Here is a 14,355-nt window from a genome sequence, read left to right as displayed (position 1 = left end):
TGTTTATTTTTATCTCTTTGTTCATATAGAAAAGTTTTTTTTATATGTATAATTTAGTTTTTTAAAATAGTTATAAACTGTTTCTTTAGTCATATTTCCAAATTTATCAATTACTTTTTGAACTGTAACATCTTTATTTTCTGCTAAATAATTTTTTAATTCATCTAAATCCTTTATTTTGTGGCTATGTCCTTTTTGATAATTCAAAATTGGTTTTATATGCCCAGTTTCTTTTTTTCTTTTTCTTCATAAAAATAAAGTCTTTCTAGTGATATTGAACACTTTACAAATTTCTTTAATTTTCATATTTTTACTTTCATAAGCTTCTATTACTTTTCTTCGTAAGTCTTCACTGTATGGTTTTGGCATAATTTAATCTTCCTAATCTATTTTAATTATTGCTGAATTGTACTTTTAAATTCAAAAACTGTTTAAATTACATATTATTATTTTACATTATTTATGAGTAAACATTACTTTAGTTAGCTATATCATGGTGCAGATATTAGTGAAAGTGTTATTAGTCAAATTACTGATGATGTGATAGATGATGTCAAGGCGTGGCAAAATCGACCATTAGAAAGTATTTATTCTATTGTTTATTTTGATTGTATAGTAGTTAAAGTACGGCAAGATAAACGCATTATTAACAAATCAGTTTATATAGCATTAGGAGTGGATTTAGAAGGCAAAAAAGATGTTTTAGGTTTATGAATTAGTGAAAATGAAGGTTCTAAATTTTGACTAGCTAATTTTACAGAAATGAAAAATCGAGGCTTAAATGATATTTTGATTGCTTGTAGTGATAATTTAACAGGCATGTCAGAAGCAATACAAGCAGTTTATCCTAAAACTGAACATCAATTATGCATAGTTCATCAAATTAGAAATAGTTTAAAATATGTTTCATACAAACATCGAAAAACCTTAGTTGCAGATTTAAAACCAATTTATAGTGCATGTAGTGAAGAACAAGCAATGCAAGCTTTAGAATCATTTGAAAGTAAATGAAATAAACAATATCCGCAAATTACTAAATCTTGATATAAAAATTGAGATAATTTAATGGTTTTTATTAGTTATCCACCAGAAATTAAAAGAGTGATTTATACTACAAATGCTATTGAATCTGTTAATAGTCAATTACGAAAAGTTATCAGAAATAAAAAAGTTTTTCCTAATGATATGGCAGTTTTCAAAATATTTTACTTAGCAATTGAAAATATAACAAAAAAATGAACAATGCCCATTCAAAATTGAAATACAGCAATTGCTCATTTTATGATAAAATTTGAAGATAGAATTAATCTGAACTAGTAACTTTGTAAAACAAAGATACACAGATTACATAAAAGCCTCAATAAGGCTTACAATAAGCCTTATTTCCTATAATAATTTCTATAATATTTTTTCATTATCTTTAATTTTACTGTTTAAAGTTTTATTATTTAAATAATAGTTATTTATTTCTTTTGGATTAAAAGTTTTAATTTCTTCTTTTTTTAATAAAAGTTGTGGTGAATTTTTAATTTGTTCAGATGTAAATCAAGTAATTTGTTCTTGTGTGAGTGCTTGTATTTGTAGACTTGTGAGTGCTTGTATTTGTTCTTCTGTAAATTCTGAAATTTGCTCTGGTCAAAATGCTTTGATTTGTTCTAAATTAAATGTTTTAATTTGTTTTGGAGTAAATGCTTTAATTTGATATGGTCAAAAAAATGCTTGTATTTGTTCTCTTGTAAACGCTTGTATTTGTTGGTTTGTGAGTGCTTGAATTTGCTGAGTTGTAAGTCAAGTAATTTGTAAATTTGTAAAAAATGGTATTTGTTGGATTGTGAAGTGTGGGATTTGTTCTTTAGTTAGTGTTTGTATTTGTGTTTTTGTAAATGCTTGTATTTGCTTTTCAGTAAAAGATTGAACTTGATATCATCAAAACTTTTTGATTTGTTTTGTAGTAAATGTGGGTATTTGTATTTCTGTAAAAGCTGTTATTTGTTCGTTTGTCAGTGTTTGAATTTGTTCAATTGCAAATTTTGGTATTTGTGTTTTTGTAAATGCTTGTATTTGTTTTTCAGTAAAAAATTGAATTTGATATCATCAAAAGTTTTTGATTTGTATTTTTGAAAATTCTGGTATTTGTATTACTGTAAAAGCTGGTATTTGTTCTTTGGTGAATGCAGGTATTTGTTCAATTGCAAATTTTGGTATTTGTGTTTTTGTGAGTGCTGTTATTTGTTCACTTGTCTACATAATTAGTGTCCAATAAAGTGTAACCCATCCAATTTAATAGTACTAATAGTATTAGAACCTGTTTAGGATCTTTTTAATAGAATTTAACTAAAACAAGAAATAATCATTTATAAATAGGTACTTAACCAATAATTTATTTTCTTTTTCATTTTTTTGTTAAAAAGATTTTATCATTTGAAAACTTATCGACTAAAAATCTATTTTTTATTATAAAATAACCATTATAATATAAATTTTATTAAAAATTAATCAAAAAAGATCCTAAACAGGTTCTAAAAAAGCAGTAAAAGATTGATATTCTAGTTTATATTTATATGGAGTTGGAAATATTCAATTTAATAATCAATATGACGATTATGATAATGGCAAAAAACGACAATATTATATTCAAGTTAATTTTGATGTTTTATTCTTTGATAATAATGATTCTTCTTCAGATATTTCACAAGAATTTGCTGGCGTAGTATTTACTTTAAGTGATGAATTAGATTTATATTCTTAACAACTAAAAAAAACAAAATAAAATAATTAAGTAAATTTACTTAATTATTTTATACTGTCAATTCAGTTATTTTTATTTAATAGAAGTAGTTCAACCACGTGTTCTTTTAACTGCTTCTTGTCAACCCTTATAAAAAGTTTCTGCTTTTTTTTCTGTCATAATTGGTTTATATTCTTTTTCAATTTTATTTATTTTTTTAATATCATTAATATTTCAAAATCCAATTGCAAGTCCTGCTAAGTAAGCAGTACCCATTGCTGTAGTCTCAGTATTTTTAGGTTTAATTAAATTAGTACGACTAATGTCACTTTGGAATTGCATAATATATGAATTATTACTTGCTCCACCATCAACTTTAATCTTAATTTTTAAATCTTTTAAATCTTTATTTAATTTAACATCTGCTTGCATTGCCAGAATAACATCTTGTGACTGGTAAGCTAATGATTCAATGGTACCTTTAACAATATGTTCACGTTTCGTACCACGTTCTAAACCAAATATAGCACCACGTGCTGTTGAGTCTCAATAAGGGGCACCCAAACCAACAAAAGCAGGTACTACATAAATACGTTGTTCTTCTTTAGGATCAACAATTTGTGAATATCATAGACTTTCATCGGAACGATATAACATTCGTAATTGATCACGTAAAAATTGAACAGCAACTCCTGCAATAAAAACTGAACCTTCTAAAGCAAAAACTGGTTCTTCGCCTGATATTTGATAAGCAATAGTGGTTAGTAAACCTTGTTTTGAAAAAAAAGGAGTATTTCCAATGTTCATTAAAATAAAACAACCAGTACCATAAGTATTTTTGATTTCACCAGGTGTTAAACATAATTGACCAAATAATGCAGCTTGTTGATCACCAATTGCAGCAGTAATAGGAATTTCTTGCTCATCATTTTGGAATAACATTCCTTTATAAGTAGTTCCAATTTTACCTGAACTGGGAACTACTTCTGGTAACATATTTTTAGAAATATCAAATAATTCTAGTAATTCTTCATCTCATTTTTTAGTATTAATGTTGAATAACATTGTTCGTGAAGCATTTGTAATGTCAATAACATGTTTAGTTTTTTCAACATTATTTTCAATACCGTTTGTCATTTTATAAATTAATCAACTATCAATAGTACCAAAAGCTAGTTTTCCTTTTTTTGCTAATTCACGTGCATTTTTAACATTATCTAAAATTCATTTTATTTTAGTAGCAGAAAAATAAGAATCAATTAGTAAGCCGGTTTTTTATGAATTTTTTCTTTTCATCCTTTTTTTTGTTAACTCTTCACAGTAATTTGCTGTTCTGGGATCTTGTCAAACAATAGCGTTATAAATTGGTAAACCTGTATCACAATTTCATACTACTGTTGTTTCACGTTGATTAGTAATACCAATTGCTTCAATTTGATTAGATTTAATATTACTTTTATTTAAAGCTTGTTGCATTGTTGTTAATTGATTATTTCAAATTCCAAGTGCATCATGTTCAACTCAACCTGATTGAGGGGGGGTAATGCTGAGGTATATAAATTTGATGGATACCAGTAATTTTTTTCCTTCTTTATCAATAATTAAAGTACGACAACTAGATGTACCTTCATCTAATGCCATAATATATTTTTTTTCTTCTGACATATTATTTATCCTTTCTGTACTTTTATTAAAGTATTTCAATTACTTGAATTAAACCACCAGCAATAATTGCTCCTAAAATTGGTCCAATAACCATAACACCAATACCAACAGTTGCAGGTCCAGTAATAAACGCAGAACCACTATTAAATATTTTATAGTTAATAACTAAATTTTTAATACCAATAGTAGCACAAACAATCATAACTAGCATAAATGTTCCAATAATTTCTGTTATAGTATTTCAAATATAACTACGTTCGGCTGGGGCTGTTGCAAAAGTTGCTAAAATTTTATTATTATCTTCAGTAATGTTATATTGTTTAAAATATGCTAAGTAAACAACTAATTGTCCTAACATTGCACCTAAAAATTGAAATAAAATATAAAATGGAATATAAAGGAAGTTTTCCCCAATAAAAGCTGTTTTTTTATTAGCAACTCATAATCCAATAGTAACAGCTGGATTTAAATGTGCTCCTGAAATTCCACTTAACATTGTAGCAATAGCAACAGCAAATCCTCATCCAGTACAAATAACAAGCCAACCGCTATTTTCTCCCTTTGTTTTTTTAATAAAACGTTGGCAACAACATAATTTTCTAGTAAAATTAGGATAAATGTGCCAAATAGTTCATCAATAATTACTTGTGAGACTTCTGGCATAATATTTTCCTCCTTAAATTAAATATTTTTTATCATATTTGCTACTAGTAAAGCAATTGCTGGTGCTGAACTTAGACCTGGTGATTTAATACCAGCAACATTAATAAAGTTAGGATTATTACTAGCAAATTTTATGAAAAAATCATCAGTTTCAACACAAATTGCTCGTGAACCACTAATTACTTTACAAGTTTTATTAATATTTAAAGTTGGAATAATTTTTAGACCAATTTTATTAATAAGTTTAATATCTTCAATTGTAATTAATCTAGTATCACTTTTCGGTACATTTTCATGAGAAGTAGGACCCACCAAGATATGACCATTAAGCATTGGGGCAACTATTACTCCTTTACCATGAATAGTAGGTATCATAAATAGAATGTGATTATTTATAATATGATTTTCAGTTTTTTCAAGAATACAATACTGTCCTCTTCTAGTTTTTAAAGTGAAATCTTGACAATTTATTAACTTTGCAATATCATCAGCATAATGACCAGCAGCATTAATAATATATTTTGAAGTAAAAGTTACTTTTTTTTGATTATTTAAACAAGTAACTCGAAAACCTGAATTTAATGTTTCAATATTAATTACTTGATGATCAACTTTTAGTTGTCCTTTATTTTTAATCATGCGATTAATTAAAGATTGTGTTAATAATACTGGATCAACAGCATATGAAGCAGAACAAAGTAGTGCACTAGTAACTTTTGGGTTAACATTAGGTTCTAATGAAATTACTTCTTCTCTTGTTAATATTGATAATTCTTTTTTAGCAAGACCATTAGTAATACCGCGTGCATATAATTTTTGTATTTCTGAGTTTTCTTCTTTGCTAAAAGCAAGTATTAAAGAATCAATTTTTTTTCATGGAAAATCTAAATTTTTAAATCAATCATTTTCATATAATTTTCTGCCCTCTAGATTTAATTTAGCATTTAGTTTTCCTGGTGTTGGATCAAATTCACCATGAATGACTCCAGAATTTCCTTCTGATGTTTCTTGGGCAATTCTTAAATTTTTTTCTAAAATAACTACTTTTAAGTTTCTTTTTGATAATTCATCACTAATAGCAGCACCAATAACACCAGCACCACTAGTAATAACATCAAAATCAAATTCCATTACTTTTACCTCTCTCTAAACATCATTAAGAACAAAAGTTCTATCTGTGTATAGTTTAATTATAATATATTTTTTTATTATTAACTTAATTCCAAATATTAGGTTAATTTTTAAACATTTTTAAATGAGATTTTATTAAAAAAAATAAGAAAAATTTGTGTTATATTATAAATAACGATATAAGTTCAATATCGTTATAATTTTAATGAGTATATATAAAAAGATATCTAATTATTAAAATTGTATTATTTAAAAGGTAGGTATATGAATGAAACAATTATTAATAACTTTAAGTACATTAACAACATTAACTTTAACAAGTAATACTGTTATTAATAGTATTAATGATAATATTGTTAATAACAGTAGCTTAACAAATAAATCATCAATAAAGAATTCTACAAATTCATTATTTAATAATCAATGAAATGTTTTAGATACTAGTGATTGAATTACTAACCAATCAATAACCGATTATAAGTTTTACAGTTATGATACTTCAGCATTAAAAAATTATACTTTTGCCAATACTCAAAATACTTTTTTAGTAGATACAACAGGTAATCTAGTTTATAATACCAAAGTCATTGTTCCTGATAAAGATAAATCAGATATTGAAAATACAAAACAAGAAATGAATAATACTAAAAAAGTAACTACTATTAAAGATACATATAATCCATATAGTAAAAGTGAATATAGTACTTCTTATTTTAGTGGTGATAATCAAGATTGAAAGTTAATTCAGCAAGGTGGAATTGAAAAACACATTGATATTTCACAACAAGCAGGTGCTGATAAAGTTGAACATAGTGATAATTTAAGTGAAACATTGGGTCTATATTATATTGCTAAAGCAACATTATCTAATAAAATTGATAAAACGATTGCTCAACAATTAGCTAATTATTTTATTAGTCAAAATAGTTTAAAAGAACAAATTAATAATGAATTAGTTACTAAAATTATTGATTTAATTATTGATAATAAAGATATTTATAATTTTATTTATAATCTACCATTTAATGTTAGCGACAAAAACTATTCATTAAACTTTATTTTTGATAATGATAATAATTTAATTGAAATTTATTATAACAAATGAAATGCTGATCCAGTTACTAAAAATTTAAATTATAAATATAGTGATAGTTATAACGGTACTTCTTCTAATAATGAATATACAAGTGATACTAAAATTATATTTAATGATTGAACGAAGTATGCTAATAATTGAACTGATTTTACTAATATTTTTTCTACTATTACTTTTGATAATAATTCTTTTATTTCTGCAGTAACACCAGGAGGGACAGATAAAAAAGTAATATGAGTGTTGCAACAAAAAATATTACGGAAACTATAACTAATCAATTTAAAGTTTATAGTCATGATAGTGTATTTTATATTGGGCAACTTTAGCTATTTGAATTAATATTTGACATGATGATCATAATGTTTACTTAAATATAGAAATAGAAGAAAGTGCTAGTGGAGGAACTAAAAGTTTAACTTCTAATATAAATATAAACGATGTGTCTTTTATTTCTGCAATGAAATAATTGATGTGTTTAACAGTTAAATAAATAAGTTTAATTAAGAAAAATTAAAAATAAAAATATTTAGTTAAGTATAAAGGATATTGAATTAAAAAATTAAACTATTATTTATTCAAACTCTGATTTAGGAAATACATATTTATTGATAGCTTTTGCAACACCACCACAAGTATTTTTACTAGTAACATCATATGCTATTTCTTTTAAATTAGGATGAGCATTTTGCATTGCAATACCATATTTAGCTCACTTTATTAATTTATAATCATTCATACCATCACCACAAGCTAGTACTTGGTCGGGAGTAATATTTCATTTTTTGCATAAAAATTGTACAGCAGCAGCTTTATTAACACCAATTGGATTAATTTCGATAACACTATGAGAAGAAGTAGCAAGTTCTAAATCTTTTATAGTATTTAATTGTTCTAAAATTGGATTAACTTGTTTTTTCTTTTTACAAAATAATAAAATTTTATACATACCCTCATCGGTATTCTCATCAATTTGTTTAGTTGGTAGGTTATTAAAATTTTCCATAATTTTAACTTTTAGTGATCTGCGATTAATTAAGCCTGTTTTATTATCGGTACTATATCCTCACATTGCTAAATTATTTTTATTAGCAAATTTAACTATTGTTTGTATTTGCTCTTTTGTTAATGATTTTTCATATAATATATCTAATCTATTATCATTAGTAATATCAAGGATGTTACCACCATTATAACAAATAATATGACCGGTTTTTTCGTGCATTAAACATGCTTTTGCAATATCAATGGTTGAACTTGGTGCTCTTCCTGTTGCAATAATAACTTTAATATTTTTTTGATATGCTTTTTGAATTGCAATTAGATTTTTAGGATGAATTTTTCATCTACTTTTTAATAAAGTTCCATCTAGATCAAGAACAATTAATTTAATAGCCATTATAAATACCTTATTTTCCTATTTCTTCAATAATATTAGTCATATCTTTTTCAGAAACTAAACCAAAAGTTTTTTTAACTTCTTTTCCTTCTTTATTAAAATAAATTAATGTTGGAATTGATTGGATTTCATACTCTTTTGCTAGTTCTTTAGCTTTGTCAACATCAACTTTAATAAAATTAATATTTTTGTGTTTTTCGTCATTAGCAACATTTTCAAATCTAGGCCCTAACATTTTACAAGGACCACATCATTCTGCTGAAAAATCAATTACTGTTATTTTTTTTGATTGTAAAAGTTGCTCAACTTCTTTTATAGAATTAATATGTTGTATTTTGCTTTCATTATGCATGTGTTCACTACCTTTTCTTTTAATTTATTTTATGGTTTAATTCTATCATTAGTTTTAATTTTTAAAACATTAAACGATAAAATTAAAGAAATATCTTTTCAATTTTAGAATATATCTGTTATAATCTGAAATATATAGGTTAGGACTAAACAATTTGAGAAGGGGATAAATAAATTATTGGTACATTTTATAAAACTGTTTAATAAATAAATGTAAATGAATTTTAAAAGGTGTAGAGTTAATATTTATTTATGGTATTTCAAAAAAATAGTTTGGTAGAGAGTTATTTTTTAATTTTTAATATTATTTATTTTTCCACAAAAACAAAAATTGTAAAAACCTATGTGTTAAAGTATGTTTATATTAAGTTTTTAAGAGCAGGTTATTTGGGTTACTATAATTTATGCATCCTTTTAGAAGGAGAGTAAAAAAATGTTTGTTTTTAATAGACTTGCATGTGTTTTTAAGCCACCTGCAAAAAAAGAAATTTTTAGTGAAGACTTAAAACAAGTTAATAAAAAATTTATTATTTTACGTAATCAAGTTTTTGGTTTTAGCATTTTATCATATATTCTTTACTACTTTACTCGTCAAGCGTATACAGTAGCGGGTTCTGCTTTAGAAAGCAATGGTAGCATAACTAAAATGGAGTATGCTTTAATGGGAACAATTTTTGCCGTTGTTTATGGTGGTGCTAAATTTATTGTTGGAAATGTCGCTGACCGTAGTTCAGGAAGAGTAATCATGATTGTTGGATTATTTGTTTCTTCTATTTTAAATATTATTATGGGTGGTGTAGTTGCTTTTGCTGGAACTAAAATTAGTGTTGGCCCATTTGTAATGATGTTGAGTTTGATTGCGATGTTGGCTGTTTTCCAAGGTATGGGTTGACCAGCTACAGCTAGACTATTTTCTCATTGATTTACTGATAAAGAACGTTCAGGACGTATTGGAATTTGAAACTCAGGACAAAATATTGGTGCTGCTTTATTACCAGTTGTTGTTATTTCTTTAGTAACAGTACTTGATCCGGGTGGAACAATTTATGGTTTATATTTTTGAATTCCTAGTATTTTTGCTTTAGCTATGATTCCATTATGTTTATGAGGATTACGTGATCGCCCCGAAGCAGAAGGGTTACCTACTGTTGAAAAATGAAAAGGTGTTGTAGAACATAAAGAAGAAAAAGCAGAACTTAATTGAAAAGAAATTTTTGTAAAGTATATTTTAAAAAATAAATTTTTATGAATATTAGCATTTGCTAATATTTGAGTATATGTTGTACGACAAGGACTGGCAGGATGAACATTAATTTTAATGAAAGATGTTCATGGTTTAGATTTAAAACATAGTAAGTGATTTGCTGCCTGTTTTGAATTATCTGGTTTATTTGGTGGTATTTCTGCAGCATATTTTGCTAAGTGATTTTTTAATAATCGTAAAGCACCATTAATGATATTTGGATTATTAATTGCACTTTGTGGACTGGTTTTATTGCAAGTTGCTCCTCGTGGTAATATGCCTATGCTTATTACTGCTTTAATGATTGCTGGTTTTGGTGTTTATATGCCACAAGCGATGATTGGTGCTACTGCTATTGAACTAACAAATAAGAAAGCAGCCGCTACTGCTTCAGGATTTACAGGATTATCTGGTTATTTTCTTGGTGATGCTCTTTTTTCAAAAGTAGTAATTGCTGGTATTGGTAATGAAAACTGAGATTATGTATTTTATTACTTTTATGGTTGTATTGCTGCTGCTATTATTTCATTAGCTTTACTATGAACAAAAAATCAAGATAATAAAATATTATAAAAATATTATTAAATTAGCACCCTTATTATGGTGCTAATTTTTTTTATTTAAAATGATATTTTAATAATAAAATTAATAAAATTTTATTGATTTTCAAAGTTGCGGTGTTATAATAAATTTAAGACACACAAAATTATTGGTTATTAGCCTACTAGTATTATTTTTTATTTTTACTAAGTAGTTTTTTTATGTTTTTTTGTAATGTCTTATAAAAAGGAAAAATATATTGTTATTTTAAAATAAATCTAGTTATAGCTAACTAAAGTAATGTTTACTCATATCTTGAAAAACAAAATCAATCGCTTTTTTAATATTTGGTCAATAATTTGGTAATATTTTTCTTATATTATGTTTTATAGCAAATCAAAAATGTTCAATTGGATTTAAATTAGGAGAATATGGCGGAAGAAATAATAGTTTGCATCCAGCATTTTCAATTAATTGTTGTGTTAATTTAGATTTATGAAACGTTGCATTATCTAAAACTATAATTTGTCCACGCTTTAATACTGGAATTAGTTTATTTTTAACATATGATTCAAAAATTTTACTATTGCAATGTCCTTCAAATGCTCATAAGGCTTTTAATTTACCTTTATTTAGTGAACCAATTATACTCATTCTCTTTATTTTATATGCGGGTTTATTATCAAATAATCTTTTACCTTTTTCAGATCAACCATATTTATAAAATTCATTATCATCAATTCCAGATTCATCAATATATACTAAATCTTCATTCATTATTTTAGCTATTTCTTTTAAAAAATCTTCTTGTTTATTTTTATCTCTTTGTTCATATAGAAAAGTTTTTTTTATATGTATAATTTAGTTTTTTAAAATAGTTATAAACTGTTTCTTTACTCATATTTCCAAATTTATCAATTACTTTTTGAACTGTAACATCTTTATTTTCTGCTAAATAATTTTTTAATTCATCTAAATCCTTTATTTTGTGGCTATGTCCTTTTTGATAATTCAAAATTGGTTTTATATGCCCAGTTTCTTTTTTTCTTTTTCTTCATAAAAATAAAGTCTTTCTAGTGATATTGAACACTTTACAAATTTCTTTAATTTTCATATTTTTACTTTCATAAGCTTCTATTACTTTTCTTCGTAAGTCTTCACTGTATGGTTTTGGCATAATTTAATCTTCCTAATCTATTTTAATTATTGCTGAATTGTACTTTTAAATTCAAAAACTGTTTAAATTACATATTATTATTTTACATTATTTATGAGTAAATATTACTTTAGTTAGCTATATATATTCTTATTTTTTATTTAATGAAATTACAATATATTATTTATGGGGTTTTTCTTTTACATATTGATAGAAAAAATGAAATTTAGTTGATTCAATTATTCTTTGTAAGTAAAACAATAATTTCTTATATATAAAAAATATATATTATGAACTTTTAGTTTTAATTTAAATAGTTCTATTAAAAAGAGATATTGGAATAAAATCAAGAAATATAATCAAATTGAATTAATATAGAAACATATAAATAGAACATTTAACACAAATATTAAAATTTCAAAATAAAACCTATATTTCTTTAAAAAGAAAATTAAAATATTGGAATGGCAATACTTTTTAGGACTATTTTTTGGTAGACATTTGTTTTTGATAATTAACTGGAGTTAAGTAGTTTAAAGTGCTGTGGATTCTTATGTTGTTGTATCAATTGATGTAATCAAATAATTCTAATTTTAATTGGATTAATGATCTAAAATTTTTATCATTAATAAATTCAGTTTTGAAAGTTTTAAAAGTTGCTTCAGCAACAGCATTGTCATAAGGACAACCTTTTTTGCTTAAAGAGCGAGTAATATTGAATGCTAGTAAAAGTTTATCAATAATTTTATTATTAAATTCATTACCACAATCACTATGAAATATTTGAATATCTTTTAAACAGCGATTTGATTGCATAAATGCTTGATGTACTAATAAGGCATCTTTTCTAGTACCTACACTATGTCCAATAATTTCGCGGTTAAATAGGTCAATTAATAAGCAAATATAGTTTCATTTACCATTAACTTGAACATAAGTTAAATCACTGACAATAACTTCATTTTTAAGCCTATTATTAAAGTTTCTATTCACAAGATTAGTGATTTTTTCATCATTTACTTTGTTATTATGATTTTTGAATGATAATTTAGGTAATGTTTAGTAATCTGTGTAACTTACAAAAATAACTATGTTTAATTAATTCTAGTAAATATAATTAAATGACTAGAAAGAGTGAGTTACAGATGGCTAAAAAACAAAGTATTAATAATAATGATCCAATATCAAAAGCAGTAGATTTATTACTAGAAAATACTGAAGATTTAACAACAGTATTTAAAGAAGGAGGATTATATAAAGAATTAACAAAAAGATTAGTAGAAAAGATGTTAAATTCTGAAATGCAAAATTATTTAGGGTATGAAAAAAATCAACATAGTAATAGTGAAAATGCTCGTAATGGTATAAGTTCAAAAAAATTAATAACTCAACAAGGTAAAATTGAAATTAATGTACCAAGAGATCGTAATAGTGATTTTACTCCTGTAATAGTTGCAAAAAGACAGAGAAGATTTGATGGCTTTGATCAACAAGTTCTTTCACTATATGCCAAAGGAATGACTTTATCAGATATTAGAATGCAGTTGCAAGAGTTATATCATGGTGCAGATATTAGTGAAAGTGTTATTAGTCAAATTACTGATGATGTGATAGATGATGTCAAGGCGTGGCAAAATCGACCATTAGAAAGTATTTATTCTATTGTTTATTTTGATTGTATAGTAGTTAAAGTACGGCAAGATAAACGCATTATTAACAAATCAGTTTATATAGCATTAGGAGTGGATTTAGAAGGCAAAAAAGATGTTTTAGGTTTATGAATTAGTGAAAATGAAGGTTCTAAATTTTGACTAGCTAATTTTACAGAAATGAAAAATCGAGGCTTAAATGATATTTTGATTGCTTGTAGTGATAATTTAACAGGCATGTCAGAAGCAATACAAGCAGTTTATCCTAAAACTGAACATCAATTATGCATAGTTCATCAAATTAGAAATAGTTTAAAATATGTTTCATACAAACATCGAAAAACCTTAGTTGCAGATTTAAAACCAATTTATAGTGCATGTAGTGAAGAACAAGCAATGCAAGCTTTAGAATCATTTGAAAGTAAATGAAATAAACAATATCCGCAAATTACTAAATCTTGATATAAAAATTGAGATAATTTAATGGTTTTTATTAGTTATCCACCAGAAATTAAAAGAGTGATTTATACTACAAATGCTATTGAATCTGTTAATAGTCAATTACGAAAAGTTATCAGAAATAAAAAAGTTTTTCCTAATGATATGGCAGTTTTCAAAATATTTTACTTAGCAATTGAAAATATAACAAAAAAATGAACAATGCCCATTCAAAATTGAAATACAGCAATTGCTCATTTTATGATAAAATTTGAAGATAGAATTAATCTGAACTAGTA

General features: G+C 25.2%; 13 protein-coding genes and 2 pseudogenes. 5 read left to right on the top strand and 10 right to left on the bottom strand.

Annotated features, from left to right (window positions below; genetic code table 4):
* Positions 1 to 9 precede the first annotated feature (9 nt).
* Positions 10 to 369 carry a helix-turn-helix domain-containing protein gene (locus ACQH26_RS06265; protein ID WP_425381863.1) on the bottom strand — a complete coding sequence of 120 codons (360 nt, stop codon included), beginning with the start codon at positions 367 to 369 and terminating at the stop codon, positions 10 to 12.
* 123 nt (positions 370 to 492) lie between these two features.
* On the opposite strand from ACQH26_RS06265, the pseudogene ACQH26_RS06260 reads away from it, so the two are divergent.
* Both ACQH26_RS06260 and ACQH26_RS06255 read left to right on the top strand, forming a co-directional pair.
* A pseudogene (locus ACQH26_RS06260) lies at positions 493 to 1,317 on the top strand (IS256 family transposase); the annotation flags it as partial.
* 619 nt (positions 1,318 to 1,936) lie between these two features.
* Complete coding sequence (locus tag ACQH26_RS06255) at positions 1,937 to 2,263, top strand: hypothetical protein (protein WP_425381969.1); 327 nt, start codon at positions 1,937 to 1,939, stop codon at positions 2,261 to 2,263.
* 558 nt (positions 2,264 to 2,821) lie between these two features.
* Here the strand turns inward: ACQH26_RS06255 and glpK are convergent.
* The 4 genes and pseudogenes from glpK to glpO form a co-directional block, all read right to left on the bottom strand.
* Positions 2,822 to 4,393, bottom strand: a pseudogene (gene glpK, locus ACQH26_RS06250) (glycerol kinase GlpK).
* Positions 4,394 to 4,418: 25 nt separating this feature from the next.
* Complete coding sequence (locus ACQH26_RS06245; RefSeq protein ID WP_425381968.1) at positions 4,419 to 4,889, bottom strand: MIP/aquaporin family protein; 471 nt, start codon at positions 4,887 to 4,889, stop codon at positions 4,419 to 4,421.
* Entirely contained in the window at positions 4,883 to 5,056 is a 174-nt protein-coding gene (locus tag ACQH26_RS06240; protein WP_425381967.1) for a hypothetical protein, read from the bottom strand. Before ACQH26_RS06240 ends, ACQH26_RS06245 begins: the two co-directional genes overlap by 7 nt.
* 18 nt (positions 5,057 to 5,074) lie before the next feature.
* Positions 5,075 to 6,187: a type 2 glycerol-3-phosphate oxidase gene (glpO, locus tag ACQH26_RS06235; RefSeq protein WP_425381966.1), complete on the bottom strand. Its 1,113-nt coding sequence runs from the start codon at positions 6,185 to 6,187 to the stop codon at positions 5,075 to 5,077.
* Between the two features lie 268 nt (positions 6,188 to 6,455).
* On the opposite strand from glpO, the gene ACQH26_RS06230 reads away from it, so the two are divergent.
* Entirely contained in the window at positions 6,456 to 7,553 is a 1,098-nt protein-coding gene (locus tag ACQH26_RS06230) for a hypothetical protein (RefSeq protein ID WP_425381965.1), read from the top strand.
* A gap of 301 nt (positions 7,554 to 7,854) precedes the next feature.
* On the opposite strand, the gene ACQH26_RS06225 is transcribed toward ACQH26_RS06230, so the two are convergent.
* A complete protein-coding gene (locus tag ACQH26_RS06225) occupies positions 7,855 to 8,679 on the bottom strand; it encodes an HAD family hydrolase (protein WP_425381964.1) in 825 nt (274 codons plus the stop codon).
* Positions 8,680 to 8,689: 10 nt separating this feature from the next.
* On the bottom strand, positions 8,690 to 9,031 hold the full coding sequence (trxA, locus tag ACQH26_RS06220; RefSeq protein WP_425381963.1) for a thioredoxin: 342 nt from the start codon (positions 9,029 to 9,031) through the stop codon (positions 8,690 to 8,692).
* Between the two features lie 432 nt (positions 9,032 to 9,463).
* On the opposite strand from trxA, the gene ACQH26_RS06215 reads away from it, so the two are divergent.
* Positions 9,464 to 10,846 (top strand): MFS transporter, encoded by a 1,383-nt coding sequence (locus ACQH26_RS06215; protein WP_425381962.1) that lies wholly within the window; start codon positions 9,464 to 9,466, stop codon positions 10,844 to 10,846.
* Between the two features lie 255 nt (positions 10,847 to 11,101).
* Here ACQH26_RS06215 and ACQH26_RS06210 read toward each other — a convergent pair whose 3' ends face one another.
* The 3 genes from ACQH26_RS06210 to ACQH26_RS06200 all read right to left on the bottom strand — a co-directional run bounded on the left by ACQH26_RS06210 (position 11,102) and on the right by ACQH26_RS06200 (position 12,962).
* Positions 11,102 to 11,590 (bottom strand): IS630 family transposase, encoded by a 489-nt coding sequence (locus tag ACQH26_RS06210; protein ID WP_425381862.1) that lies wholly within the window; start codon positions 11,588 to 11,590, stop codon positions 11,102 to 11,104.
* Between the two features lie 40 nt (positions 11,591 to 11,630).
* Positions 11,631 to 11,990 carry a helix-turn-helix domain-containing protein gene (locus ACQH26_RS06205; protein WP_425381961.1) on the bottom strand — a complete coding sequence of 120 codons (360 nt, stop codon included), beginning with the start codon at positions 11,988 to 11,990 and terminating at the stop codon, positions 11,631 to 11,633.
* A gap of 462 nt (positions 11,991 to 12,452) precedes the next feature.
* Positions 12,453 to 12,962, bottom strand: a complete 510-nt coding sequence (locus ACQH26_RS06200; RefSeq protein ID WP_425381960.1) for an IS3 family transposase — start codon at positions 12,960 to 12,962, stop codon at positions 12,453 to 12,455.
* Positions 12,963 to 13,114: 152 nt separating this feature from the next.
* Between ACQH26_RS06200 and ACQH26_RS06195 the strand changes: the two genes are divergently transcribed.
* Positions 13,115 to 14,353: an IS256 family transposase gene (locus ACQH26_RS06195; RefSeq protein WP_425383069.1), complete on the top strand. Its 1,239-nt coding sequence runs from the start codon at positions 13,115 to 13,117 to the stop codon at positions 14,351 to 14,353.
* Positions 14,354 to 14,355: the final 2 nt, after the last annotated feature.

The organism is Spiroplasma endosymbiont of Melieria omissa, from assembly GCF_964031175.1.
GTDB classification, from domain to species: Bacteria; Bacillota_I; Bacilli_A; order Mycoplasmatales; family VBWQ01; genus Spiroplasma_E; species Spiroplasma_E ixodetis_A.
The sequence above is the reverse complement of the archived record's forward strand: the minus strand, read 5'-3'. Positions and strand labels throughout refer to the sequence as shown.